Below are 21820 nucleotides of genomic sequence, written 5' to 3'. Positions count from 1 at the left end.
GACGTTCTTAACACCGTGCCATCGATCGCCGTGCCAGGGCTTTTCCGCAGGCCGGACACACGGGACACTCCCTTGCGCGGACGGCTCGCAAAGATCGGCGTAACGTGTGTCACTTAGCTGCGTCGGTCGATCCGGCGTGGTCGTTGGTGTGCGCATGACGTGGCAGCGGGTGCGGGTTCGCCGGTCCGCGTGCCGACCGGAGAGAGATCAGCCCGCCCGTACGGGCCCGTCGAGGAGACGACTCGAATGACTTCAACGGCAACGAGGCCGCGGGGAGCGCGGGCGCGCGCCGCCATCGCGGCGAAGACGTTGCGTACCGACCGATGGTGGTTCGCCCCGCTGATCACCGTGATCGGGCTCAGCGCCTGGGTCGCGTACGCGACGGTCCGGGTCTTCATGCACAAGTGGTACTGGGTCGACCAGTACCACTACCTGACTCCGTTCTACTCCCCGTGTGTGACGGACCGGTGCGTCGAGGAAGCCTCGCACTTCGGCCGGTTCCTGCCCGGCTGGTGGATCATCCCGGACGCCGCGCTGACCCTGCCGTTCCTGCTGCTGTTCCGCCTCACCTGCTACTACTACCGCAAGGCGTACTACCGGTCGTTCTGGCTGTCGCCGCCGGCCTGCGCCGTCCCGGACGGCCACAAGGAGTACGGCGGTGAAACCCGCTTCCCGCTGCTCGGGCAGAACCTGCACCGTTACTTCTTCTACGCCGCCGCGATCATCTCGTTGATCAACACCTGGGACACGATCCTCGCCTTCCACTCGCCCGAGGGCTTCGGCTTCGGGTTGGGCAACCTCGTCCTGCTGCTCAACGTGGTGATGCTCTGGGCGTACACGATCTCCTGCCACTCGTGCCGGCACATCATCGGCGGCCGGCTCAAGCACTTCTCCAGGCACCCGGTGCGCTACCGGGCCTGGACCTTCGTCTCGGCGTTGAACGTCCGGCACATGCAGCTCGCCTGGATCACCCTCGGCACCCTCGCGCTGACCGACTTCTACGTGATGGCGCTCGCGGCCGGCTGGTTCGACGACCTGCGGTTCATCAACTAAAGGGCCCCTGACATGACCACTACCACTCGTATCGAACGACACCACTACGACGTCGTCGTCATCGGGGCCGGCGGCGCCGGTCTGCGCGCGGCGATCGAGGCCCGGCTCGCCGGCAAGAAGACCGCGATCATCTCCAAGTCGCTGTTCGGCAAAGCCCACACGGTGATGGCCGAGGGCGGCGCCGCCGCCGCGATGGGCAACGTGAACAGCCGGGACAACTGGCAGGTGCACTTCCGCGACACTATGCGCGGCGGCAAGTTCCTCAACAACTTCCGGATGGCCGAGCTGCACGCGAAGGAGTCGCCGCAGCGGATCTGGGAGCTGGAGACGTACGGTGCGCTCTTCGACCGCACCAAGGACGGCAAGATCTCCCAGCGCAACTTCGGTGGCCACGAGTACCCGCGGCTGGCGCACGTGGGCGACCGGACCGGCCTGGAGCTGATCCGCACCCTCCAGCAGAAGATCGTGTCCCTGCAGCAGGAGGACCACCGGGAGTTCGGCTCGTACGACGCCCGGATCAAGGTGTTCTCCGAGACCACCATCACTGAGCTGCTGCTCGACGGTGACCGGGTGGCCGGCGCGTTCGGCTACTACCGGGAGTCGGGCGAGTTCATCCTCTTCGAGGCGCCGGCCGTGGTGCTGGCCACCGGTGGCGTCGGACGCTCCTACAAGGTCACCTCGAACTCGTGGGAGTACACCGGGGACGGGCATGCGCTGGCGCTGCGCGCCGGGGCGACGCTGATCAACATGGAGTTCCTCCAGTTCCACCCGACCGGCATGGTCTGGCCGCCGTCGGTGAAGGGCATCCTGGTCACCGAGTCGGTGCGCGGCGACGGTGGCGTCCTGAAGAACTCCGAGGGCAAGCGGTTCATGTTCGACTACGTCCCCGACGTCTTCCGCAAGCAGTACGCGGAGACCGAGGAGGAGGCGGACCGCTGGTACACCGACCCGGACAACAACCGCCGCCCGCCGGAGCTGCTGCCCCGCGACGAGGTGGCCCGCGCGATCAACAGCGAGGTCAAGGCCGGCCGGGGCTCCCCCGCCGGTGGTGTCTTCCTGGACATCGCGAGCCGGCGTTCGGCCGACGAGATCCGCCGCCGGCTGCCGTCGATGTACCACCAGTTCAAGGAGCTGGCCGACGTCGACATCACGGCCGAGCCGATGGAGGTCGGGCCGACCTGCCACTACGTGATGGGTGGCGTCGAGGTGGACCCGGACTCGGGTGCCGCCTTCGGCCACGTCCGCGGCCTGTTCGCCGCCGGTGAGGTCTCCGGCGGCATGCACGGCTCCAACCGGCTGGGCGGCAACTCCCTGTCCGACCTGCTGGTCTTCGGCAAGCGGGCGGGCGGGCACGCGGCCAGCTACGCCGACGGGCTGGCCGCCCGGCCGAAGGTGGCCGTAAACGCGGTCGAGGCCGCCGTGGAGACCGCGCTGGCTCCGCTGCAGCGGGACACCGGCGAGAGCCCGTACACCCTGCAGCAGGACCTTCAGGCGGTGATGGGCGACCTGGTGGGCATCATCCGAAGGGAGGGTGAGCTGGCCGACGCGCTGGTGCGGCTCGCCGAGCTGCGCGAGCGGGTGGCAAAGGTGAGCGCGGCCGGCGGCCGGCGCTACAACCCGGGCTGGCACCTGGCCCTGGACCTGCGCAACATGCTGGTGGTCTCGGAGTGCACCGCGAAGGCGGCGCTGGAGCGGCAGGAGTCGCGCGGCGGGCACACCCGGGAGGACTATCCGGCGATGGAACCGAAGTGGCGGCAGGTCAACCTGGTCTGCTCGCTGGAGGGCGACCACGTTCGGCTGACCCGCAAGCCGCTGCCGAAGATGCGGCCGGAGCTGATCGGCCTCTTCGACCGGGCCGAGCTAGGCAAGTACCTCACCGACGAGGAGCTCGCCGACTTCGACGCTCTCGTCGCCGACGCTGGAGAGGCGGACAACCGATGAGCGCGAAGCGTCAGTTCCGGATCTGGCGGGGTGACGAGACCGGCGGTGACCTGCAGGACTACATGGTGGAGGTGAACGAGGGCGAGGTCGTCCTCGACGTCATCCACCGCCTTCAGGCGACCGACGCTCCGGACCTGGCCTGCCGGTGGAACTGCAAGGCCGGCAAGTGCGGCTCCTGCTCCATGGAGATCAACGGTAAGCCGCGGCTGGGCTGCATGACGCGGATGTCGACCTTCGGCGACGAGGAGACCGTCACGGTCACCCCGCTGCGCACCTTCCCGATCATCCGGGACCTGGTCACCGACGTCTCGTTCAACTACGAGAAGGCGCGGGAGACGCCGGCGTTCGCCCCGCCGGCCGACGTGGCGCCGGGTGACTACCGGATGCAGCAGGTCGACGTGGAGCGCTCGCAGGAGTTCCGCAAGTGCATCGAGTGCTTCCTGTGCCAGAACGTCTGCCACGTGATCCGTGACCACGAGGAGAACAAGCAGGCGTTCTCCGGGCCGCGGTACTTCATCCGGGCGGCCGAGCTGGACATGCACCCGCTGGACGCCCGGACCGACCGCAAGGAGTACGCCCAGGCCGAACAGGGCCTCGGATTCTGCAACATCACCAAGTGCTGCACCGAGGTCTGCCCCGAGCACATCAAGATCACCGACAACGGGATCATCCCCATGAAGGAACGGGTCGTCGACCGCAGGTACGATCCCCTTGTGTGGCTTGGTAGCAAGATCTTCCGTCGGGGCGAGACGCCCCAGACCAGCGTGACCACCGCCCGTCAGGGCTCGGCGACGTCGTCGGGCGCGACCCGGCGCGGGGTCCACTCGCACGCGGGTGGCTCGCACGACCCGCGGGCCGAGGCGCAGGCGCAGAGCGGCGTCAACTGGGACCGGGAGGTGCCCCACCCGACCGCGCCGGCGGTCGACGACCGGGGCCGGTTGCCGCTGACCGAGCTCACCTTCGACCGGGCCGCCGCGCCGTCGCCGTTCGGCGACGACGTGACCTTCCCGCTGCCTCCGGAGCACCTCAACTTCGCGCACCCGGAGCAGGACGACAAGCACTGAGGACGACCAACAGAACGGGGCCCGGCTGAGCCGGGCCCCGTTTCCCATGTCCGGCGTCGATCATGAGGTTGACAGGCGCGTCCGGCCTCAACCGACCCGCCAAACCCATGGTCAACTCGTTGAGTTCGGGGTGTGGGGGTTCAGCAGGGGGCGCAGGGCCGCGACGATCGGGGCGTCGGCCGGGAGCCAGGTGACCTCGTTCAACTCGTCGGCACCCAGCCAGCGCAGCGCCTCGTGTTCCAGGGCCTGCGGCTCGTCGCCGTCGAGCAGGCGCGCCGCGTACACCTTGAGCACCGACCGGCCGTGGGCCATCCGCACGTTGCGGCCGACCCGGTCGCCGATCTCGACGCGTACGGCCAGCTCCTCGGCGCACTCCCGGATCAGCGCTTCGGTCTCGGCCTCCCCCGGCTCGACCTTCCCGCCCGGGAACTCCCACATGCCGGCCATCTCCGGCGGCGCGGACCGCGCACAGGCGAGCACCCGCCCGTCCCGGATGATCGCCGCACCGACGATCACCTTCAGGTCCCGTCGCTCGGTCTGCCCGCCACCATTCGCCCGTTCGGTCCGCACGGGCGTCCAGGGTGCCAGATCAATCGGCGGTTTGGGTACCGTAACCGGCCGCTAGGCCAATAGAACCCGGAAGTGTGGGCGTGGACACCCCTCACGAGCGAAGGAAGACTAGAGGGCACCGACAAGACACGGGATGGCGACGATTTGGCCACAAGCCGGCAACGGCGCTTGGGGGGTGCGGTGATGCGCGTGCTGTTCAACAGCCGAGCCAAGCACGACTACCTTTCCGACGCGTTGACCTTGCTATCTGGTTGGACGCGGGAAGGCGAGCAGATCCGACGGACTCTCGTGATCGACGATACCCAACACGCGGCGCTGACTGAACGGGTGAAGGTGGTCGCCGACGCGCTGCACCTGCGACCCGAGATCAGCCGCCGGTCCGACAGCACCCAGATCCGCGTCGGGCACGGCAACGGCGAGCCGCTGACCGAGGGCGAGGTCCTGCTGGCCGCCCGCATCGAGGACGCGTACCGGGCTGTCACCGAAGCCTGACGTCCCCGCGAACGCCCGATGAGATGAGACACGCCGAGTTCCGGCATCCCCGCCTGGTCGAGGTCTACGATGCCGAGTGCCCGTGGGGGCCGGACGACGACTTCTTCCGAGCGGTCGTCGACGAAACCCCGGCAGCCCGGGTCCTCGACCTCGGCTGCGGCACCGGCCGGCTGACCGTCGCCCTGGCCGCGTCCGGCCACACCGTCACCGGGGTCGACCCCGCCGGCGCGTCCCTGACCGCCGCCCGCACCCGGCCCGGCGGTGGACGGGTCACCTGGATCGAGGGCACCTCGGCGCTGCTGCCGGACCGGGCGTTCGACGTGGTGGTGCTGACCAGCCACGTCGCGCAGTTCTTCGTCGAGGACGCGGAGTGGTCGCGTACCCTCGCCGACCTGCACCGGGCGCTCGTGCCCGGCGGCCGGCTGGTGTTCGACGCCCGCGACCCGGCAGACCGCCGCTGGGAGCGGTGGAACCCGACGGATTCGCAGCGCCTGGTGACGCTGCGCGACGGCGGCGAGGTCCGCGCGTGGACCGAGGTCACCGGTGTACGCGACGCGGTGGTCGACTTCACCCACCACTACCACTTCGGCGACGGCGAGGAACTGCTCAGCTCGGCGAGCCTGCGCTTCCGCACCGAGGTTGAGCTGCGCGACTCGCTGGCCGTGGCGGGCTTCGGCGTGGACCGGATCTACGGCGGCTGGCACCACGAGCCCGTGGGCCACGGCGAGTTCGTCGTCCTCGCCCGGGCCGGCACGTTGGCACAGGTTTCCTAACCTGGTGCGCATGGGGAACATCGCGTACGACCGCAAGGAGCAGGTCCAGCAGATCCAGAGCGGCCTGCTCGACGGTGAGCAGATCATCGCCGTCTACGACGCCGTCGGCACCGGCACCGGGTTCATCGGGCTGACCGACCGGCGCGTGATCATCCAGGACCGCTCGTTCGTCGGCAAGCGGTTCGCGATCACCAGCATCCCGTACTCGAAGATCACCAGCGTGAGCGTGGTCAGCAACAAGTCCTGGGGAGGCTCGTTCTTCTCCACCGGCGCCATCGCCATCCACGTCGGCACGCACACCTACGAGGTCGAGTTCCGTGGCGCGCAGAAGAGCCACCACGTCCACAACGTGATCCTGCACCACATCTCCTGACCGCGTCGCGCGGTGGGCCCGGCGGGCGTAATTGCCTTGCCGGGCCCTCGCCGTCTCTGGTGTCCTCGGTCGACAGCCACGCGAAGGGAGCAGCCATCATGCCCAACACGACGAAGTCCCCCGAACCCATCGTCATCCGATCTGAGGAATCGAGACTTCGTGAGCAGGACTGTTCCCCTGGCTGCGGCGCTGCCGTACGCCACTGACACCAACCCCGGAGGCCGCTGATGTCGGTCTTCGACGACCCCGGCCTCTTCGGCCGGCTGTGGGCCGCCGGCTACGACGACGGCGGCAACAACCCCGACCCGGCTCCCGCCGTGGACTTCCTGGCCGACCTGGCCGCCGGCGGTCCGGTTCTCGAACTGGCGATCGGCACCGGCCGGGTCGCACTGCCGTTGGCCGAACGCGGCCTCACCGTGCACGGCGTCGAGGCATCCGAGGAGATGCTCGCGCAGATGCGGGCAAAACCCGGCGGCGATCGGATCCCGGTCGTCGTCGCCGACATGGCGGACGTGCCGGTGACGGGTGATTTCCGGCTCGCGTACCTGGTGTTCAACACGCTGTTCAACCTGGTGGACGCCGAGCGGCAGGCGGACTGCTTCCGCAACGTCGCCCGGGTGCTGTCGCCGGGCGGAGCGTTCGTCATCGAGACGTTCGTGCCCGACCCGCGCAGCTTCGACTCGGACGAGCAGGTGCAGGTGCGTGCCGTGACGGAGGACTCCGCGACGATCCGGCTGCACCGGTACGACCGGCCGGCGCAGACATTCATCCGGCAGACCATCACCTTCGACGCTGACGGGGTGCACCTGAAGCCGTTCGCCATGCGGTACGCCTGGCCGCACCAGATCGACGAGATGGCGCAGCAGGCCGAGCTCCGGCTCACCGAGCGGTACACCGACTGGCACCGACGACCCTTCCAGGCCGACAGCCCGTCGCACATCTCCGTCTACCGGGCGGAGTAACGGTTGGTCGACTCCGGTTCCAGGAATCCGGGGTGTCCAGGTCTCCTCGACCCCCCACCTGCACGGAACCGGAGTCGATCTCGGCCAGCCGCTGTCAGTGCCAGTCGCTGATGCTCACGTCGTCCGGCGCGGGCCGGCCTCGACCGGTCTCCACCAGATCCTTGAGGCTCATCAGGAACAGCGCCCACTTGGTGCTGCAGTGGTGCATGAACTCGACCGGTTCCCTCCAGCCCTGGTGCGCGAACTGGACGATCGTGTACTCGCCGCGCTGGTCGAGACGCCAGTCGACCTCGGTGCCGACCCACTCCCCGGGGCCGTCGACGACCCGCCACCGCACCCGGCCGGAGGGGTCCAGCTCCAGGACCTCCATGTCGAAACCGCCGACATCGCCGAACCGGAAGGCCAACTGCCCACCGACCTCGCTCTTGCCCACCGTGTCGGTGGTCCACCAGCCGGCGAGGCCCTCCGGAGTGGTCACCGCTCGGTAGACGTCGTCGAGCGGCGCGACGACGCCGACCCGGTGCAGAATGTCGACCATGTTCAGTCTCCTTCGGTGTTGGCGCGGGTGCGTTCGATCGCCTCGGCGATCCGCTTGATCCGGCGAAGACGGGCGTCCCAGGTGGCACCGACCGCCGACAGTTGGGCGACGGCGCGAGCGAGCTGCGCCTCGTCGACCTGGTAGTGCCGCTCGCGCCCGACCGGCTCGGCGTGGATCAGGCCGACCCGGTCCAGGACGGCCAGGTGCTTCGAGACGGCCTGGCGGGTGACGGGCAGCCGCCTGCTCAGCGAGGTGGCGGTGCCCGGCCCGTCGGAGAGAAGAAGGTCGATCATCGTACGGCGGGTCGGGTCGCCGATCGCCGACCACAGCTCGTCGTCGACGGTCGTGCTCATGCGATGGCGACCAGCCGCGCGACGTACGCGCCGAGCCGGGGCAGGTAGTGGTTCCAGCCGTTCTCGTGGTCGCGGTACTGCTCCTCCAGGACGGCGACCTCCCACCCCATCTCGCGGAACCCGGTCTCGGTCATCCGCACCAGCGTCCCCGCGCCGCTCGGCGCCAGGTCGAAGGTGACGAGCAGCGACTCCCCGCCCCGGTCGGCGTCGGTGAAGCACCACCGGAAGGAGAACCTCCTCGGTGGGTCGACCTCGACGACGGCGAGGGCGACGGTCGTCGTCTCGCCGGTGTCGCCGTTGCGCCACACCAGCTCGCCGGGTGCGCCGGCGACCGACTCGAACCGCGCGTCGTCCGGCCACCACTCCCGCATGTGCTCCGGCTGACTGACGACCTCGAAGACGACCTCGGGCGACGCGTCGACGTGGATGTCACGCTCGATGGTTCCCTGTTCCATGTCACCAACCTTTCGCAACCTTTGGTTGCACTGAACCTACGGCAGCACCGAGTCGCGGCGCAACCTTTTGTTGCATGTCGCGTCGGTGTCGTATCCGGGGCGCACAATCGCGGGCATGTCCGAGCCAACTCCGCACCGACACCACGCCATCGACTACGTCGAACTCACGGTGACCGACCTCGGCGAGGCCAAGCGCTTCTACGCAGACGCGTTCGGCTGGCAGTTCACCGACTACGGGCCGGGGTACGCCGGCATCCGCAGCCCACACGGCGACGCGGCACCCGAGGTGGGCGGACTCCGCCTGGACGAGCAGGTCCACACCGGTGGCCCACTCGTGCTGCTCTACTCAGGTGACCTGAACCGGTCCGTGCAGGCCGTGACGGAGGCCGGCGGCCAGGTGGTGAACGGGCCGTACGACTTCCCGGGCGGGCGACGATTCCACTTCACCGACCCCAGCGGCAACGAGCTGGGCGCCTGGGCCGAACGGTAGGAGGGCGGCACACCCATGCACACCCTGCTGGTAGCGGTGAACCCGGAGCCCGGATCGCTGACGCACCACGCGATGCCAGCTACGTGTCGTACTCCGGCTCACACGTGACAGTCGAAGGTGCGCAGATCGCCAGGTAGCTCGGAATGACCACCCGGTGCCGGGCACCTTCGTAGTCGTACACAAGCTCGACGCCGCGGCGTGCGGACCGACCCGTTGCGACGACCTCGTATCCGATCTGCAACTCGATCCAGCGAACCTCGCCCTGCTTCGGCGCCTGGACGATGAGACCTTCGACGGGCACGGCGCCTGCCGCGCGCGGCATCGTAGGCGGAAACCCCGGTGCGACCTGGAAGGATCCGGGCGCTTTCGGCGGCATCATGTCGGGGTTGATCCGCGCCAGAATGCCAACCACACGCAGGGTCCCGCCGCCATCCATGAGTGGCCTCGCCGAGATGAGACGCAGCGGCCCGCGGGCCTGCGGCGACACCGTGATGGCGTTGATCCCATCGGTGAACGTCGTGCCGACATCCTTGGCGGCCCACCACCCGTACGCTCCTTGGGACACATCGAACTCTTCGCCCGGAGGGTTCACGCCCGTGCCATCCGACGCAAGACATCCGATCACGACGAGCCCCGCAAGCCAGACTCCGCGGCGGGTGCGCCCCGACCGCGCATCTTTGATCAGAACGCTTGCTTCGTTCACGGCCCGCACCCGTCCTTATGGCGATGCTTGGAAGGTACCCGCCCGCCGAGGGCATCGTGGCAGCCAGCAGGGCAACGCCCACCTGCACTGGCACGTCGCCCCACCACCTTCCGACGTGCCCTACGAGCAGCAGCAGTTTCACGCGCTCATGGCCGAGAACGGCGTCCTCATGGTGGACGACGTGGCTCAGGCCGCTCTGGCGCAGCGCATCCGCGGCCTCGCGCAGCCTGGGCGTGCCGGTCGATGACCGTCAGCGTCGCCGGGCGCGCAGCACTCCGGTCAGCATCGGCACAGTGAACTCGCCGCGCGCCGTTTCGGGTCTGCTCCCGAGGAAGGCGCGGATCCGGCCGAGCGCCGCCTCCCGGTCCGGATCCGACATGACCAGCATCCCTGCCCGCGTCGCGAGGGTCGCGACGAGGGAGTCGGCGGTGCGTCCCTGCCCGTGTGCGAACTCGGCCTGCTCCGCCGGGCCGAAATGCGCGACCAGGCCGGTGCTCGGCACGAGCAGATCCGCGGTAGCCGTGCGCCAACTGCTCAGCGTGTCGCGGGGGCCGATGGCCGCGCTCCCGCTGACCCGTTCGAGGTCGGCAACCCAGTCGATCCGGTCGTCCAGGACGTTCCACAGACCAGCCAGGATGCCTCCGGGCGCGAGGACCCTGGCGATCTCCGGCCCCGCGACGGCCATGTCGAACCAGTGCAGGGCGTTGCCGGCCAGCACGGCATCGACGGACGCGTCCGGCAGCGGGATCGCCTCGGCGCTGCCCGACAGGGCGCGCACGGACGGCAGCGCGCGGTGCAGCTCGGCGAGCATCGCCAGGTCGGGTTCGACCGCCACGACGTCCGCGCCCGACGCGACCAGCGTGGCGGACATCTTGCCGGTGCCGGCACCGAGGTCGAGCACTCGTGGGCCGGGCGCGAGTTCACGTGCCCACCACACCGCGGCCCGCGCGTAGTCCGGGCGATGCTCGGCGTACGCGGTAGCCGCCGCGCCGAACGACGAGCTGAGCATCCGTTCCTCCACGCGCTCACCCTACCGCCGTGCGACGCCCAGGGAGTGCGGTCGGCCGGCCTGGGTCATCGATCGGGGCGGACATCAGACCGTCGCTCCACCCGCCAGCGTCCACTGTGTAGCGGCTGGCCGGGTTCCGGTCCGACGGGACCGAAACGGCGTCGCCGCGCTGGCACACTGGCGGGCATGGTCGACTGGTACACGCAGGCGGATGCGGGAAATGACGTCATCCGGATCTCGGAACCGCACGTCAACGAGCTGCTGTCGGCGAACTTCTGGTGGTTGCGCGGCACCGACCGTGACATCGTGGTCGACGCCGGGCTCGGTGTCGTCGCCCTGCGGGAGGCGATTCCGGGCCTGTTCGCGCGTGATCCGATGGTCCTGCTCACCCATGCGCACCTCGACCATGTCGGTGGGGCGTCCGAGTTTGCCGACCGGGCCGCCCATCCCGCCGAGGCGGGACTCTTGGCGGCGGGTGTGCCGGCGAGCCTGTACGGCGCGGAGCTCTACGACAAACTCGGGATCGACGCATCGGCAGAACCCGTCCCGGAGCTCATGATCGACGTCCTGCCCGGTCCGGACTACGACCCGGCCACCTACCGCATCGAACCCCTGACCCTGAAGCGCACGATCGACGACGGCGACCGGATCGACCTGGGCGGGCAGGTACTGACCGTGCTACACCTTCCCGGCCACACACCGGGCAGCATCGCCCTGCTGGAGGAGCGCACCGGGACGCTGTATTCCGGCGACATCGTCTACGACGGCGCCTTGATCGACGACCTGCCGAACTCCGACGTGGCTGCCTACCGGCGAAGCATGGAGTTCCTCGCCGACCTCGACGTGTCCGTCGTCCACCCCGGCCACGGGCACAGCTTCGACAGGGCACGCCTTCACCAGTTGGCCGGGGCCTACCTGCGCAGGAGAGCCTAGGTAACCGGCTGCCGTCAGGGCGGTTGCCCACCGGCCACCCGCTTTCCACGGCGCGTCGGAGGCAATCACGGTTCGCGACAGGGCCGCACCCGTAGCGGCCACAGGTCCGGACAGGCATGCCGACAGCGTGGGTTGCCGGCACAGTCACGCTGGCGTGATCGGCCGATGCGGCGTGAGCGGCACCGGCCCGGTCCGGCAAGCCCTGCCGGGGACGACCTCCGGCAGGTGACGACGATCGCCGCCGGCATCGGGTCGACCGCCCGCACCGCGGAGATCAGGGTCGCGAGCCGCTGACCGGCACGAAGCCGCGAGCCTGATAGTTCACCAGGGCGTGCGGATGATCCCAACGTGAGGTGTGGAGCCAGACGCGCCGCGTCCGGCCGTCCGCTTCCCCACCGTTCTCCGGCCACGGAAGGTTCCACGCGACTTGCGTCAGCAGTGACAAGGAGTAGCCGCCGTATCCGTGGCCTATGTACTCCGGGCTGAGGCCGAAGGTATCCAGCTCCACTTCTGGCCCTGAATGCCGACGCAGGCAACCCCAACCGGCCACCTCGTCCCGCACGTGGATCCACCAGTGCCGCAATGTCGGAGCGCTGAGCCAGTCGACCCAGTCCTGTGTCGACCATGCCAGGCTCGACCAACGATGCGCCGCCGCGATGCGATCGTGCACCTGCCGCACCTGCGACAGGCTGGCCCCGACAGGGTCCTCGACCGGCACCAACGCCACGCCCTTCACGGCCTTCGCCCACCGCAGCTGGGCCGGGCCTGTCATCTCCAGATACGTGACCACCTTCGCGGAGTGCACGCTCTCTCGTCTCCCAGGCGACATCGGGGTCAGGCCGTGCTCACGGCCGCACATCCTCGCACGATCAGTGTGGACGATGCCGTGAACCTCGGGACGACGTCGGTTCAGGCTGCACGCTTCCCTGCGCCCACACATGAGGTTCAGCTGGGACGGGCCACCGGCGTCAGACGTTGAAGCGGAACTCCACCACGTCGCCGTCCTGCATGACGTACTCCTTGCCCTCGATGCGGACCTTGCCCGCCGCCTTGGCCGCCGCCATCGAACCGTGCTCGACCAGGTCGCCGTAGGAGACCACCTCGGCCTTGATGAAACCGCGCTGGAAGTCGCTGTGGATGACACCCGCGGCCTCCGGCGCGGTGGCGCCGACCGGGACGGTCCAGGCGCGAGCCTCCTTGGGGCCGGCCGTGAGGTACGTCTGGAGCCCGAGGGTGCGGAAGCCGACCCGGACGAGCTGGTTGAGGCCGGGCTCGTTCTGCCCGATCGACTCCAGCAGCTCGCGGGCCTCCTCCTCGGGAAGGTCCACCAACTCGGATTCGATCTTGGCGTCCATGAAGACGGCCTCGGCCGGGGCGACCAGGGCGCGCAGTTCGTCGAGGAACGTCTCGTTGGCGAGTTCGGCCTCGTCGACGTTGAAGACGTACAGGAAGGGCTTGGTGGTGAGCAGGTGCAGCTCGCGCAGGTGCTCCAGCTCGATCTTGGCGGCGGCGGCCCCGGAGTACAGGGTGGTGCCGCCGTCGAGCACCTCGATGGCGGCCTTCGCCGCGGCGACCGCGGCGGCCCGGTCCTTGCGGAGCTTGGCCTCCTTCTCCAACCGGGGTAGCGCCTTGTCCAGGGTCTGCAGGTCGGCGAGGATTAGCTCGGTGTTGATCGTCTCGATGTCGTCGGCCGGGGAGACCTTGCCGTCAACGTGCACCACGTTCGGGTCGGAGAAGGCCCGGACGACCTGGCAGATCGCCGATGCGTCGCGGATGTTGGCCAGGAAGGCGTTGCCCCGACCCTGCCCCTTCGACGCGCCGCGGACCAGGCCGGCGATGTCGACGAACGACACCGGGGCGGGCAGCACCTTCTGCGAGGAGAAGATCTCGGCCAGCTTGCCCAGCCGCTCGTCGGGCAGCCCGACCACGCCGACGTTGGGCTCGATGGTGGCGAACGGGTAGTTCGCCGCCAGCACGTCGTTCTTGGTCAACGCGTTGAAAAGCGTGCTCTTGCCGACGTTGGGCAGGCCGACGATGCCGATGGTGAGACTCACGACGGGCCAGCTTACGCCGGTGCCGGGCGGACCGGTCCAGGCGGCTCCGATTCCGGCGGCCCGGACGTCGGCCCTGGTCGCGCCTCGGTGGGTCCCGGCGCTGGAATCCCGTTGCTACCCTCTCGATGTCGCGTGCGGCGTTAGGGGGCGTTGTGGATCAGGTGACGGAATTCGACCGGCTGTTCCAGCAGACGCGACAGGCACTGGCGTCGATGCGCTCGACCGGGCAGGTTCCCGACGACCTGGACGTCCAGCCGGCGCGGGGCACCGGCTCCGCAGCGGGCGGCCAGGTCGAGGTGGTGGCGGTCGGCCAACGCGTCGAGTCGGTGACGGTGGACCCGCGCGCCCTGCGGATGGGCGCCGAGATGCTCGGCGAGCAGATCACCATGGCGGTCAACGCCGCGCTGGACGACCTGCGCCTTGCGGCCGGCGAGGCGGCGGACGCGCCCGCGGTCGACCCGGTGGCCCTGGGCCAGCAGCTCGACGAGTTACAGAACGAGTCGGTACGCAGCATGGCCGCGATGACCGACGCGCTCACCGACGCGGTGCGGCGCATCCAGCAGGCAGCGAGGTGACGGAATGCAGAACGACCTGCAGGTGCACCCACCCGCGCTGCGGCAGGGCGGCGGCCACCTGACGACGGTGGCCGAGCAGCTCGCCGCGCAGTGGGAGGCGCTGCGCGCGCGGACGGCCTCGATGGGCGACATCTTCGGCGACGACGACGTGGGCGGTCTGATCGGCATGTCGTACCAGGTGGCCGAGGAGATCGCCGCGGAGTGCCTCGGGTCGGTCGTCGACGGGCTGCGGGGCTTCGGCGACGGGTTGGGCCTGATGGCCGACCAGTACGACCTGGTCGAGCAGGACAACGACGCCCAGTTCACGACGAAGAGCTGGTAAGGCGGGGTCGATGGGCATCATGCTGCCCGGCGAACTCGCCGGCCTGCTCAACGAGTTGGGCTACACCTGGCCCAAGTCGGACGAGACGAAGATGTACGAGCTCGGCCAGATGTGGATGGAGATGGCCGACTCGCTGAACAACGCGGCGGCGGAGGGTACGGCGGCCGCCCAGCGGGTGCTGGCCGGCAATCAGGGCGACGCGTTGACCGCGTTCCAGGAGCGCTGGGAGGCTGACGGCTCGGCGATGTCGGTGCTGCGCGACGGTGGCACCGGTGCGCAGATGGTGGCCGCGACGCTCTTCGTGTGCGCGCTCATCGTCCTCGCCCTGAAGATCAACGTGATCGTCCAGCTGATCATCCTGCTGGTGCAGATCATCCAGGCGCTCGCGACGGCGGCGCCGACATTCGGGGCCTCACTGCTGGAGATCCCGGTCTTCAAGAAGCTCACCGACATCGTCCTCAACATGTTGATCGACCAGGCCATCGGGGTGGTGCTGGGATGACCTCACCCCTGCCCGAGCTGTACATCGGCGTCGACGTCGAGGCGGACGGGCCGATTCCCGGGCCGTACAGCATGATCTCGCTGGGCATGGCCGTGACCGGTCGCCCGGACCTGACGTTCTACACCGAGCTGCGCCCCATCTCCGACGAGTTCGTCCCGGCCGCGCTGGCCGTGTCGGGTCTGGACCGGGACCACCTGCTCCGCGAGGCACCCACCGCCCAGGAGGCGATGTCCGCCGCGGCGGCCTGGGTCAACGGGCTGCGCCGGATCGGCCGGCCGGTCTTCCTCGCCGCACCCGCGGTGTGGGACGGCATGTTCGTGCACTGGTACTTCGTGCGCTTCGTCGGCCACAGCCCGTTCGGTGCCACCGGCTCCGGCGTCGACCTGCGCAGCTACTGGATGGGGCTGACCGGCAGCGAGTGGGTCCAGACCCGCAAGGGCAAGATCAAGTACGAGCTGGGTCTGCACGACGTGCCGCACACGCACCACGCCGGCGAGGACGCCGCCGAACTGGCGCAGGTCTTCGACGCGGTGCTACGCCGTCGGCAGGCGGGCAAAGGCGCGGTGTCGCCCCACGAGCAGGCGGACGAGGGCGCGGGCGCGGTGTCGCCCCACGAGCAGGCAGACGAGGGCGCGGGTGCGGTGTCGCCCCGCGAGCAGTCGGGCGAGCCGACGTGACCGGCCGTCGACGGGACCTGCCGGACGGCGCCACGACGGCCGCCCGGGGCATCGTGGCGCAGGCCGCCCGGAGCATGATGCGGCGGGCCGACGACGTGGCGGGTGAGGCGGGTGAGGCGGCGGCCACCCGGGCTGCGCGGCGGGTTCCGCAGGGCTTCACCGAACGGCAGTGGACCCGGTTCGCCCGGGGTGCCCGGCAGACACAGCGGCAGGCCGGGCTGCCCGACGGGGACCTGGTCGCCCACGGCAGCCGCGTACGCGGCACCGCCCGCCCGGACTCCGACATCGACGTGGCGCTCATCGTCGACGACAAGACCTTCTTCGACCTGGCCGAACGGTCCCTGTCCCGGGCCCCGGACGGCACCCGGCTGCGCAAGACGATGCTGCGCCGGATCAACGAGAACGGTCAGCTCGCCAGCTTCGACCTGGGCACCGACTTCACCCATCTGCGGCGCGAGCTGATGGACACCCACGTGCCCCACAAGGTGCAGTTCTCGGTGCTGCGTCGGGGCGGCAAGTTCGACAACGGCCCGTTCCTCCCGCTCGATTGAGCGGTTCCGCATCTGGCAAGGTGGCAGACGTGCAGACGACGTTGCAGTTCCTCATCATGGTCGACGGTCCGCTGACGGCGGCGGAGCTGCTGGACCTGATCCGCACCCGGCTGCCCGACGCGGTGCCGTACCGACGGGACTCGGTGGACGTACGCGGCAACCTGCTGGAGATCAACCCCAACGAGGACGCCGACCCGCGGCTCGCCGCCACCGACGAGGACGACTACCTCTACTTCCGGTGGCGGGTGGAGCTGACCCCGATAGACCGGACGGTCGACGAGGGGCACCAGATCGCCCTCGCCCGGGAGTTGCTGCGGGCGATCGAGGGGCCGCAGGTACGGGCGACCGTGTGTGCCGCGTTCGAGGACCGGGTCTGACCCGCTCTCAGCCGAGCAGGCGGGGAGCGATGACCGCCTCCCGCACACTGCCGTCCGCACCGCGACTCACCTCGTACGCCGAGACGCCCTCGCGGTCCGCGATGGCCTCGACCAGGCGGGTGCCCCGGTAGACCAGGCCGACGCCGTCGTCGGTGCAGTGGCTGGTCGGCAGCGTCCCGTCGCCGACCAGCTCGTGCATCAGCGGTCGCCGCTGGTCCTCGCTGTCGTAGTGCACCCCGTTGCCGTACGGCAGCCAGGCCAGCCCTCCGGTGAAGCCGCGCAGGCGGGGGCCGAAGCTGTCCGTGGCGCCGCCGACGTGCCAGCAGATCGACCCGGCCGAGACGCCGGCCAGCACGACGCCGGCCTGCCAGCACTCGTGCAGGATCTCGTCGAGCCCGTGCACCCGCCAGACCGCGACCAGGTTGGCCACGCTGCCGCCGCCGACCCAGATGACGTCCTGGGCGAGCAGGTGGGCGCGGACGTCCTCGACGTTCGGCATGGGGAACAGGGCGAGGTGCGACAGGCGGAAGCGGGTGTCGGCGAACGCGCCGTAGACGGCGGTCAGCGAGGTGGGCTGGTCGCCGACGGCCTGCCCGAGGTAGCACACCCGTGGCTGCGTACCGGCCTCGGCCAGCTCGGCCGCCAGCTCGAAGACCGGCCCGGGACGCAGGTCGGACGGGCCTCGGTCGCCCCGGAGGAAGCCCATGCTGGTGGCGAGGATGGTCGGGTCGCTGGCGGGCATCGGGCGCGTCCTTCCGTCGGGGCGGGGGCGGCGTCCATCCTGCCCCAGTCGGTCGCCGGGCGGTCAGCCGCGTGGCTCGGTCGGGTGGCTCAGTCGGGTGGCTCAGCCGGGTCGCCGCTGGCGGGGCACCACGACCTCGGGCGGCAGCTCGTCGAGCGGCCGCTCGGCCGGCGGCAGGTGGGCCGCCGCGGCGCGGGGCAGGGTGAACCGGTCCGCGGCGGCGGGGCCGGCGGAGACCGACTCGCGCAGCATCCACCGCACCTCGTCGGCCGTCCAGCCCAGCCCGGGTCGTGCGGCGATCTCCCGGATCAACCGCCGGCCGACCCGCGTGTCGTCGTCGTAGAAGCGCATGCACCGGTGATGCGTCCACATGCCGAGCGCCCGCAGACCCGCGTCGTCCAGCGAACGGGCCAGCCGGCCGCAGGCGGTCTCGGCGAAGGGACGCTCGGCGTCGCCCGCCCGGTCCCGTTCGATGGCGCCCACGGCGGCCGGCGCCACGGCTCGCATCCGGCGGTAGAAGGACTGCGCCACCGCGCGAGGCAGCGGCGGGAACGAGCCCTGTGTCGACGCCGCCGCCCAACCCGCCACGCTCGTCATCGCCGCACCCCTTCTTGAGTTGGTGGCCGGACGCTACCCGCCACGACCGACACTTTCGGGCGTAAACCCCCCACCAGACCCTCTTTCCCCTGGTGATCAAGAGGTTCGCGTCACGGGCCACGGCGTGTCGTGACGCAAACCTCTTGATCATCGGGATGGGAGGGGGCGGTTGGGGTGGGAGGGTTGCGCAGGAGAGGGGGGATGATGACGCACGCCTTGGGCCGGGTGCCCAGCTCACTCACCGGGCAGATCGTCACGCCCGGCGACCGCCGGTACGCGCAGCTGCGCTCGACGTACACCACGTCGGCGTCGCCGGCCGCCGTCCTGCTGCCGAAGACCACGGCGCAGGTGGTCGACGCGATCCGCTACGCGCGGGAGCAGCGGCTGCCCATCGCGGTCCGCAGCGGGGGGCACGGCTTCTCCGGAGCCTCCTCCAACAACGGTGGCGTGGTCATCGACCTGTCCATGCTCAACCGGGTGCAGGTGCTCGACGAGCGGGCCGGGCTGGTCCGGGTCGAGGCCGGCGCCCGGTGGGCGAACGTCGCGAAGGCGCTGGCCCCGTACGGCCTGGTGATCAGTTCGGGCGACTACGGCGGCGTGGGCGTGGGCGGTCTGGCCACCGGCGGCGGCGTCGGCTGGCTGGTACGCGCCCACGGCCTCACCATCGACCGGATCCGGGCGGTCGAGGTGGTGCTCGCCGACGGCACGCTGGTCCGCGCCGACGCGGAGTACGAGCCGGAGCTGTTCTGGCTGGTCCGGGGCGCCGGCGCGGGGGCGGGCATCGTGGTGGCGTTCGAGATCGAGGCCGCCGAGCAGCGCAACGTCGGCGTGGCGCAGTTGGTCGTCGAGGCGCACGCGGACGGCCGTACCGTCCGGGAGTGGGCGAGCTGCCTCGCGCAGGCCCCCCCGGGAGCTGTCCGCCGCCGCGGTGCTGTTCGCCGAGGGCCGCTCGGCGCTGATGTCCATCACCGCCGTGGTCGCCGCCGAGAGCCTGCGCCGGGTCCGGCCCGTGGTGGAGCCGCTGCTGGCCATCGGCAAGGTGCTCGAACACCGCACCGACCTGCTGCCCTACCCGACGTTGGTGCCGACCGCGCACCTGCACCCGAACGTGGGGCAGCAGCGGGGCACCACCACCAACGGCCTGTTCACCGACCTGGACGACGCGGGCGCGCGGGCCGTGACACGGGCGGCGACCGGCCCGGGGCGGGCGGTGATCCAGCTCCGCTCGATGGGCGGCGCGGTCAACGACGTCGCCGCGGACGCGACCGCCTATCCGCACCGGCACCAGAACACCCTGGTCATCGCGTCGACGTTCCCGCCGCAGGGCGGCGCGGCGTTGGACATCGCCTGGCGGACCGTCGGCGCTCGGGCCGACGGCGCGTACGTCAACTTCGAGAGCCGACCGAACCCGGCCGCGTTCGCCCGGATCTACCCGGGTGAGACCGGTGCCCGGGTGCGCCGGCTGTGGAAGCGGTACGACCCGGACGGCGTGTTCCGCTCGGCCCTGCTGACCGGCCAGTCCCAGCGGTCCGGGCAGCCCGCGCGGTCCGGCCAGCCCCAGCGGTCCGGGCAGCCCGCGCGGTCCGGGCAGCGGTCCGGGCAGCCCCACCGCCGCCGCCGCTGACGGTCGGCGGGCCGGTCAGCGACGGGACGGGCGCACGCTCACGTCCGAATCCCGCCAGCCGAGGCCCCACCGAACGGGGCATCATCGGTGACGTGGAGATGGACTTCGAACGGTGCTACCGGGCCGTGGACAGCCGTGACCAGCGGTTCGACGGCTGGTTCTACACCGGCGTGACGTCCACCGGGATCTACTGCCGGCCGTCCTGCCCGGCCACCACACCGAAGCGGCAGAACGTCCGGTTCTTCCCGTCCGCCGCCGCGGCGCAGGGTGCCGGGCTGCGCGCCTGCCGCCGCTGCCGGCCGGACGCCGCACCCGGCTCGCCCGAGTGGGACGTCCGCGCCGACGTGGTGGGCCGGGCGATGCGGCTGATCGCCGACGGTGTGGTCGACCGCGGTGGCGTCCCGGGGCTGGCCGCCCGGCTCGGCTACACCGAGCGGCACCTGCACCGGATGCTGCGCGCCGAAATGGGTGCCGGCCCGCTCGCGCTGGCCCGGGCCCAGCGGGCCCAGACCGCCCGGATCCTGATCGAGACGACCGACCTCGGGATGGCCGAGATCGCGTTCGCCGCGGGTTTCGGCAGCGTGCGGCAGTTCAACGACACGGTCCGCGAGGTGTACGCGAGCGCGCCGTCCGAGCTGCGCACGGCCCGTGGCCGGCAGCGGGCACCATCTGGGGCGGGGACCATCTCGCTACGGCTGGCGTACCGCCCGCCGCTGCACGCCCGGGCGTTGCTGGACTTCCTGGCGCTGCGGGCGCTGCCGGGTGTGGATGAGGTGCGCGACGGGACGTACCACCGGGGGTTGCGGTTGCCGCACGGTGCCGGCCAGGTGGCCCTGACCCCGGCGGACGGCTACGTGGCGGCGACGCTGCGCCTGACCGACCTGCGCGACCTGGCGCCGGCGGTGGCCCGTTGCCGCCGCCTGCTCGACCTGGACGCGGACCCGGCCGCCATCGACGCCACGCTGGCAACGGACCCGGCGTTGGCCCGGGCGGTGGCAGCCGAGCCCGGCATCCGGGTCCCCCGGGCGGTGGACGGCTTCGAAATGGCCGTCCGAGCCATCATCGGCCAACAGGTCTCGGTGCTCTCCGCCCAGAAAACCCTCACCCGCCTCACCGCCCACCGCGTTGATCATGAGGTTGACGAGGCCAACGGAGATCGAACTCCCGGCCAACCTCATGATCACCGGGGGGACCTGCGGGGGTTCTTGAGCGCGGAGGAACTACTGAGGGTGCCGGACGCGGGGTTCGGCATGCCGGGTGGGCGGCGCGAGACCCTGCGGGCTCTGGCTCGGGCGGTCGTCGACGGGAGCCTCGACCTTGCGCCGGGCGTCGACCGGGAGGAGACCGTTCGCGGGCTGCTCGCGCTGCCCGGTATCGGTCCGTGGACCGCCAACTATCTGGCCATCCGCGCCCTCGGCGACCCGGACGTCCTGCTCGGCACCGACCTCGCGGTCCGACGCGGCGCGGCCGCGCTCGGCCTGTCCGACAACCCCACAACCCTTGAGAGGTACGCCGAGCGTTGGCGTCCCTGGCGGTCCTACGCCACGACCAGACTCTGGAGAGCGGCATGAGCATCGACAGCACCGTGGTGAGCACCCCGGCCGGCCCACTGAGCATCCTCGCCGGCCCGGACGGCGACGTACGGGCGGCCGGCTTCACTCCCGACCCGGCGGCGCTGCTGCCCCTGGTGCACCCCACGCTGCGCGCGCCCCTGCGTCAGCGGGACGACCTGGGCCCGATCAGCGCGGCCGTCCGGTCCTACCTGGACGGTGACCTGGCCGCCATCGACGCGGTCCCGGTGCGGCAGCGCACCGGCGGCGAGTTCATGGCGCACGCCTGGCAGGTGCTGCGCGACGTGCCCCCGGGCACCCCGGTCACCTACACCGGGTACGCGGCGCTGGCCGGTCGACCACCGGCGGTACGGGCCGCCGCGGCCGCCTGCGCCCGCAACGCCGCCGCACTGTTCGTGCCCTGCCACCGGGTGCTGCGCACCGACGGCACACTCGGCGGCTACCGCTGGGGGCTGGACGTGAAGAAGTGGCTTCTCGGTCATGAGCGGCGGTTGACAACAAGCTGACACTGGCATCGAC

The 21820-nt window shown here is 70.7% G+C and carries 30 protein-coding genes; 19 read left to right on the top strand and 11 right to left on the bottom strand.

Translation table 11 applies throughout. The features are described from left to right. Positions 1-246: 246 nt before the first annotated feature. Genes O7620_RS30035 through O7620_RS30025 form a run of 3 tightly spaced genes read left to right on the top strand, consistent with a single transcriptional unit; the run spans position 247 to position 4058 of the window. Entirely contained in the window at positions 247-1053 is an 807-nt protein-coding gene (locus O7620_RS30035) for a hypothetical protein (protein WP_278126496.1), read from the top strand. A gap of 12 nt (positions 1054-1065) precedes the next feature. Further along, the gene (locus O7620_RS30030) at positions 1066-2994 is read left to right on the top strand and encodes a fumarate reductase/succinate dehydrogenase flavoprotein subunit (protein WP_278126494.1); all 1929 of its coding nucleotides are present in this window, start codon (positions 1066-1068) and stop codon (positions 2992-2994) included. Beyond that, entirely contained in the window at positions 2991-4058 is a 1068-nt protein-coding gene (locus O7620_RS30025) for a succinate dehydrogenase/fumarate reductase iron-sulfur subunit (RefSeq protein ID WP_278126493.1), read from the top strand. The genes O7620_RS30030 and O7620_RS30025 overlap by 4 nt, the downstream gene beginning before the upstream one ends. 111 nt (positions 4059-4169) lie before the next feature. Here O7620_RS30025 and O7620_RS30020 read toward each other — a convergent pair whose 3' ends face one another. Continuing rightward, positions 4170-4628: a (deoxy)nucleoside triphosphate pyrophosphohydrolase gene (locus O7620_RS30020; RefSeq protein ID WP_278126491.1), complete on the bottom strand. Its 459-nt coding sequence runs from the start codon at positions 4626-4628 to the stop codon at positions 4170-4172. 183 nt (positions 4629-4811) lie between these two features. On the opposite strand from O7620_RS30020, the gene O7620_RS30015 reads away from it, so the two are divergent. The 4 genes from O7620_RS30015 (at position 4812) to O7620_RS30000 (ending at position 7228) form a co-directional block, all read left to right on the top strand. Further along, the gene (locus O7620_RS30015) at positions 4812-5120 is read left to right on the top strand and encodes a 4a-hydroxytetrahydrobiopterin dehydratase (RefSeq protein ID WP_151490475.1); all 309 of its coding nucleotides are present in this window, start codon (positions 4812-4814) and stop codon (positions 5118-5120) included. A gap of 23 nt (positions 5121-5143) precedes the next feature. Further along, entirely contained in the window at positions 5144-5893 is a 750-nt protein-coding gene (locus O7620_RS30010) for a class I SAM-dependent methyltransferase (RefSeq protein ID WP_151490474.1), read from the top strand. 10 nt (positions 5894-5903) lie between these two features. Beyond that, on the top strand, positions 5904-6266 hold the full coding sequence (locus tag O7620_RS30005) for a PH domain-containing protein (RefSeq protein WP_151490473.1): 363 nt from the start codon (positions 5904-5906) through the stop codon (positions 6264-6266). A 227-nt stretch (positions 6267-6493) separates the two neighbouring features. Beyond that, positions 6494-7228, top strand: a complete 735-nt coding sequence (locus tag O7620_RS30000) for a class I SAM-dependent methyltransferase (protein WP_278126488.1) — start codon at positions 6494-6496, stop codon at positions 7226-7228. Between the two features lie 94 nt (positions 7229-7322). Here the strand turns inward: O7620_RS30000 and O7620_RS29995 are convergent, their stop codons facing one another. The 3 genes from O7620_RS29995 to O7620_RS29985 are packed head-to-tail and all read right to left on the bottom strand — an operon-like array spanning position 7323 to position 8574. Then, the gene (locus O7620_RS29995) at positions 7323-7766 is read right to left on the bottom strand and encodes an SRPBCC domain-containing protein (protein ID WP_278126487.1); all 444 of its coding nucleotides are present in this window, start codon (positions 7764-7766) and stop codon (positions 7323-7325) included. A gap of 2 nt (positions 7767-7768) precedes the next feature. After that, complete coding sequence (locus O7620_RS29990) at positions 7769-8119, bottom strand: metalloregulator ArsR/SmtB family transcription factor (protein WP_278126485.1); 351 nt, start codon at positions 8117-8119, stop codon at positions 7769-7771. Then, positions 8116-8574, bottom strand: coding sequence for an SRPBCC domain-containing protein (locus O7620_RS29985; RefSeq protein ID WP_278126484.1), 459 nt, complete (start codon positions 8572-8574; stop codon positions 8116-8118). The genes O7620_RS29990 and O7620_RS29985 overlap by 4 nt, the downstream gene beginning before the upstream one ends. A 115-nt stretch (positions 8575-8689) precedes the next feature. Here O7620_RS29985 and O7620_RS29980 point away from each other — a divergent pair, with 115 nt between their 5' ends. Then, complete coding sequence (locus O7620_RS29980) at positions 8690-9064, top strand: VOC family protein (RefSeq protein ID WP_278126483.1); 375 nt, start codon at positions 8690-8692, stop codon at positions 9062-9064. Between the two features lie 79 nt (positions 9065-9143). On the opposite strand, the gene O7620_RS29975 is transcribed toward O7620_RS29980, so the two are convergent. Then, complete coding sequence (locus O7620_RS29975) at positions 9144-9767, bottom strand: hypothetical protein (RefSeq protein WP_278126481.1); 624 nt, start codon at positions 9765-9767, stop codon at positions 9144-9146. Between the two features lie 115 nt (positions 9768-9882). Between O7620_RS29975 and O7620_RS29970 the strand changes: the two genes are divergently transcribed. After that, complete coding sequence (locus O7620_RS29970; RefSeq protein ID WP_278126479.1) at positions 9883-10014, top strand: hypothetical protein; 132 nt, start codon at positions 9883-9885, stop codon at positions 10012-10014. A gap of 3 nt (positions 10015-10017) precedes the next feature. Here O7620_RS29970 and O7620_RS29965 read toward each other — a convergent pair whose 3' ends face one another. Continuing rightward, positions 10018-10776 (bottom strand): class I SAM-dependent methyltransferase, encoded by a 759-nt coding sequence (locus tag O7620_RS29965; RefSeq protein ID WP_278127207.1) that lies wholly within the window; start codon positions 10774-10776, stop codon positions 10018-10020. Positions 10777-10962: 186 nt separating this feature from the next. On the opposite strand from O7620_RS29965, the gene O7620_RS29960 reads away from it, so the two are divergent. Further along, positions 10963-11709, top strand: coding sequence for an MBL fold metallo-hydrolase (locus tag O7620_RS29960; protein ID WP_278126478.1), 747 nt, complete (start codon positions 10963-10965; stop codon positions 11707-11709). Between the two features lie 274 nt (positions 11710-11983). On the opposite strand, the gene O7620_RS29955 is transcribed toward O7620_RS29960, so the two are convergent. Both O7620_RS29955 and ychF read right to left on the bottom strand, forming a co-directional pair. Next, positions 11984-12514 carry a GNAT family N-acetyltransferase gene (locus tag O7620_RS29955; RefSeq protein WP_278126476.1) on the bottom strand — a complete coding sequence of 177 codons (531 nt, stop codon included), beginning with the start codon at positions 12512-12514 and terminating at the stop codon, positions 11984-11986. 163 nt (positions 12515-12677) lie between these two features. Continuing rightward, on the bottom strand, positions 12678-13763 hold the full coding sequence (gene ychF, locus O7620_RS29950) for a redox-regulated ATPase YchF (RefSeq protein ID WP_278126475.1): 1086 nt from the start codon (positions 13761-13763) through the stop codon (positions 12678-12680). Positions 13764-13924: 161 nt separating this feature from the next. On the opposite strand from ychF, the gene O7620_RS29945 reads away from it, so the two are divergent. From O7620_RS29945 to O7620_RS29920, 6 genes are read left to right on the top strand one after another with little or no spacing between them, the layout of a single operon-like run. Beyond that, positions 13925-14338 carry a YbaB/EbfC family nucleoid-associated protein gene (locus O7620_RS29945; protein ID WP_192580512.1) on the top strand — a complete coding sequence of 138 codons (414 nt, stop codon included), beginning with the start codon at positions 13925-13927 and terminating at the stop codon, positions 14336-14338. 4 nt (positions 14339-14342) lie between these two features. After that, the gene (locus tag O7620_RS29940; protein WP_278126473.1) at positions 14343-14660 is read left to right on the top strand and encodes a hypothetical protein; all 318 of its coding nucleotides are present in this window, start codon (positions 14343-14345) and stop codon (positions 14658-14660) included. Positions 14661-14670: 10 nt separating this feature from the next. Then, a complete protein-coding gene (locus O7620_RS29935) occupies positions 14671-15162 on the top strand; it encodes a hypothetical protein (protein ID WP_278126471.1) in 492 nt (163 codons plus the stop codon). After that, positions 15159-15839 carry an exonuclease gene (locus O7620_RS29930; protein WP_278126470.1) on the top strand — a complete coding sequence of 227 codons (681 nt, stop codon included), beginning with the start codon at positions 15159-15161 and terminating at the stop codon, positions 15837-15839. The genes O7620_RS29935 and O7620_RS29930 overlap by 4 nt, the downstream gene beginning before the upstream one ends. After that, positions 15836-16390 carry a nucleotidyltransferase domain-containing protein gene (locus O7620_RS29925; protein ID WP_278126469.1) on the top strand — a complete coding sequence of 185 codons (555 nt, stop codon included), beginning with the start codon at positions 15836-15838 and terminating at the stop codon, positions 16388-16390. The genes O7620_RS29930 and O7620_RS29925 overlap by 4 nt, the downstream gene beginning before the upstream one ends. A gap of 29 nt (positions 16391-16419) precedes the next feature. Beyond that, positions 16420-16767, top strand: a complete 348-nt coding sequence (locus O7620_RS29920; RefSeq protein WP_278126468.1) for a hypothetical protein — start codon at positions 16420-16422, stop codon at positions 16765-16767. Positions 16768-16774: 7 nt separating this feature from the next. Here the strand turns inward: O7620_RS29920 and O7620_RS29915 are convergent, their stop codons facing one another. The 3 genes from O7620_RS29915 to O7620_RS29905 all read right to left on the bottom strand — a co-directional run bounded on the left by O7620_RS29915 (position 16775) and on the right by O7620_RS29905 (position 18961). After that, positions 16775-17509: a peptidase E gene (locus O7620_RS29915; protein ID WP_278126467.1), complete on the bottom strand. Its 735-nt coding sequence runs from the start codon at positions 17507-17509 to the stop codon at positions 16775-16777. Positions 17510-17611: 102 nt separating this feature from the next. Then, positions 17612-18106 (bottom strand): hypothetical protein, encoded by a 495-nt coding sequence (locus O7620_RS29910; RefSeq protein ID WP_278126465.1) that lies wholly within the window; start codon positions 18104-18106, stop codon positions 17612-17614. Positions 18107-18340: 234 nt separating this feature from the next. Beyond that, positions 18341-18961, bottom strand: coding sequence for a hypothetical protein (locus O7620_RS29905; RefSeq protein ID WP_278126464.1), 621 nt, complete (start codon positions 18959-18961; stop codon positions 18341-18343). A gap of 73 nt (positions 18962-19034) precedes the next feature. Here O7620_RS29905 and O7620_RS29900 point away from each other — a divergent pair, with 73 nt between their 5' ends. From O7620_RS29900 to O7620_RS29890, 3 genes are all read left to right on the top strand, one after another. Beyond that, a complete protein-coding gene (locus O7620_RS29900; protein WP_278126463.1) occupies positions 19035-19730 on the top strand; it encodes a hypothetical protein in 696 nt (231 codons plus the stop codon). Between the two features lie 92 nt (positions 19731-19822). Further along, a complete protein-coding gene (locus O7620_RS29895) occupies positions 19823-21301 on the top strand; it encodes an AlkA N-terminal domain-containing protein (protein ID WP_278126462.1) in 1479 nt (492 codons plus the stop codon). Then, the gene (locus O7620_RS29890; protein ID WP_151491144.1) at positions 21298-21807 is read left to right on the top strand and encodes a methylated-DNA--[protein]-cysteine S-methyltransferase; all 510 of its coding nucleotides are present in this window, start codon (positions 21298-21300) and stop codon (positions 21805-21807) included. The genes O7620_RS29895 and O7620_RS29890 overlap by 4 nt, the downstream gene beginning before the upstream one ends. The last annotated feature ends 13 nt before the right edge of the window (positions 21808-21820 follow it).

The sequence above is a fragment of the Micromonospora sp. WMMD710 genome, assembly GCF_029626045.1.
Lineage (GTDB): Bacteria > Actinomycetota > Actinomycetes > Mycobacteriales > Micromonosporaceae > Micromonospora.
This window is presented reverse-complemented; position numbering and strand designations above follow the sequence as displayed.

Bases quoted from the DNA above. Each gene is read 5' to 3' on its own strand.
- O7620_RS30035 (WP_278126496.1), top strand. From the start codon at position 247: ATGACTTCAACGGCAACGAGGCCGCGGGGAGCGCGGGCGCGCGCCGCC.
- O7620_RS30030 (WP_278126494.1), top strand. From the start codon at position 1,066: ATGACCACTACCACTCGTATCGAACGACACCACTACGACGTCGTCGTC.
- O7620_RS30025 (WP_278126493.1), top strand. From the start codon at position 2,991: ATGAGCGCGAAGCGTCAGTTCCGGATCTGGCGGGGTGACGAGACCGGC.
- O7620_RS30015 (WP_151490475.1), top strand. From the start codon at position 4,812: ATGCGCGTGCTGTTCAACAGCCGAGCCAAGCACGACTACCTTTCCGAC.
- O7620_RS30010 (WP_151490474.1), top strand. From the start codon at position 5,144: ATGAGACACGCCGAGTTCCGGCATCCCCGCCTGGTCGAGGTCTACGAT.
- O7620_RS30005 (WP_151490473.1), top strand. From the start codon at position 5,904: ATGGGGAACATCGCGTACGACCGCAAGGAGCAGGTCCAGCAGATCCAG.
- O7620_RS30000 (WP_278126488.1), top strand. From the start codon at position 6,494: ATGTCGGTCTTCGACGACCCCGGCCTCTTCGGCCGGCTGTGGGCCGCC.
- O7620_RS29995 (WP_278126487.1), bottom strand. From the start codon at position 7,766: ATGGTCGACATTCTGCACCGGGTCGGCGTCGTCGCGCCGCTCGACGAC.
- O7620_RS29990 (WP_278126485.1), bottom strand. From the start codon at position 8,119: ATGAGCACGACCGTCGACGACGAGCTGTGGTCGGCGATCGGCGACCCG.
- O7620_RS29985 (WP_278126484.1), bottom strand. From the start codon at position 8,574: ATGGAACAGGGAACCATCGAGCGTGACATCCACGTCGACGCGTCGCCC.
- O7620_RS29980 (WP_278126483.1), top strand. From the start codon at position 8,690: ATGTCCGAGCCAACTCCGCACCGACACCACGCCATCGACTACGTCGAA.
- O7620_RS29965 (WP_278127207.1), bottom strand. From the start codon at position 10,776: ATGCTCAGCTCGTCGTTCGGCGCGGCGGCTACCGCGTACGCCGAGCAT.
- O7620_RS29960 (WP_278126478.1), top strand. From the start codon at position 10,963: ATGGTCGACTGGTACACGCAGGCGGATGCGGGAAATGACGTCATCCGG.
- O7620_RS29940 (WP_278126473.1), top strand. From the start codon at position 14,343: ATGCAGAACGACCTGCAGGTGCACCCACCCGCGCTGCGGCAGGGCGGC.
- O7620_RS29935 (WP_278126471.1), top strand. From the start codon at position 14,671: ATGGGCATCATGCTGCCCGGCGAACTCGCCGGCCTGCTCAACGAGTTG.
- O7620_RS29930 (WP_278126470.1), top strand. From the start codon at position 15,159: ATGACCTCACCCCTGCCCGAGCTGTACATCGGCGTCGACGTCGAGGCG.
- O7620_RS29915 (WP_278126467.1), bottom strand. From the start codon at position 17,509: ATGCCCGCCAGCGACCCGACCATCCTCGCCACCAGCATGGGCTTCCTC.
- O7620_RS29910 (WP_278126465.1), bottom strand. From the start codon at position 18,106: ATGACGAGCGTGGCGGGTTGGGCGGCGGCGTCGACACAGGGCTCGTTC.
- O7620_RS29890 (WP_151491144.1), top strand. From the start codon at position 21,298: ATGAGCATCGACAGCACCGTGGTGAGCACCCCGGCCGGCCCACTGAGC.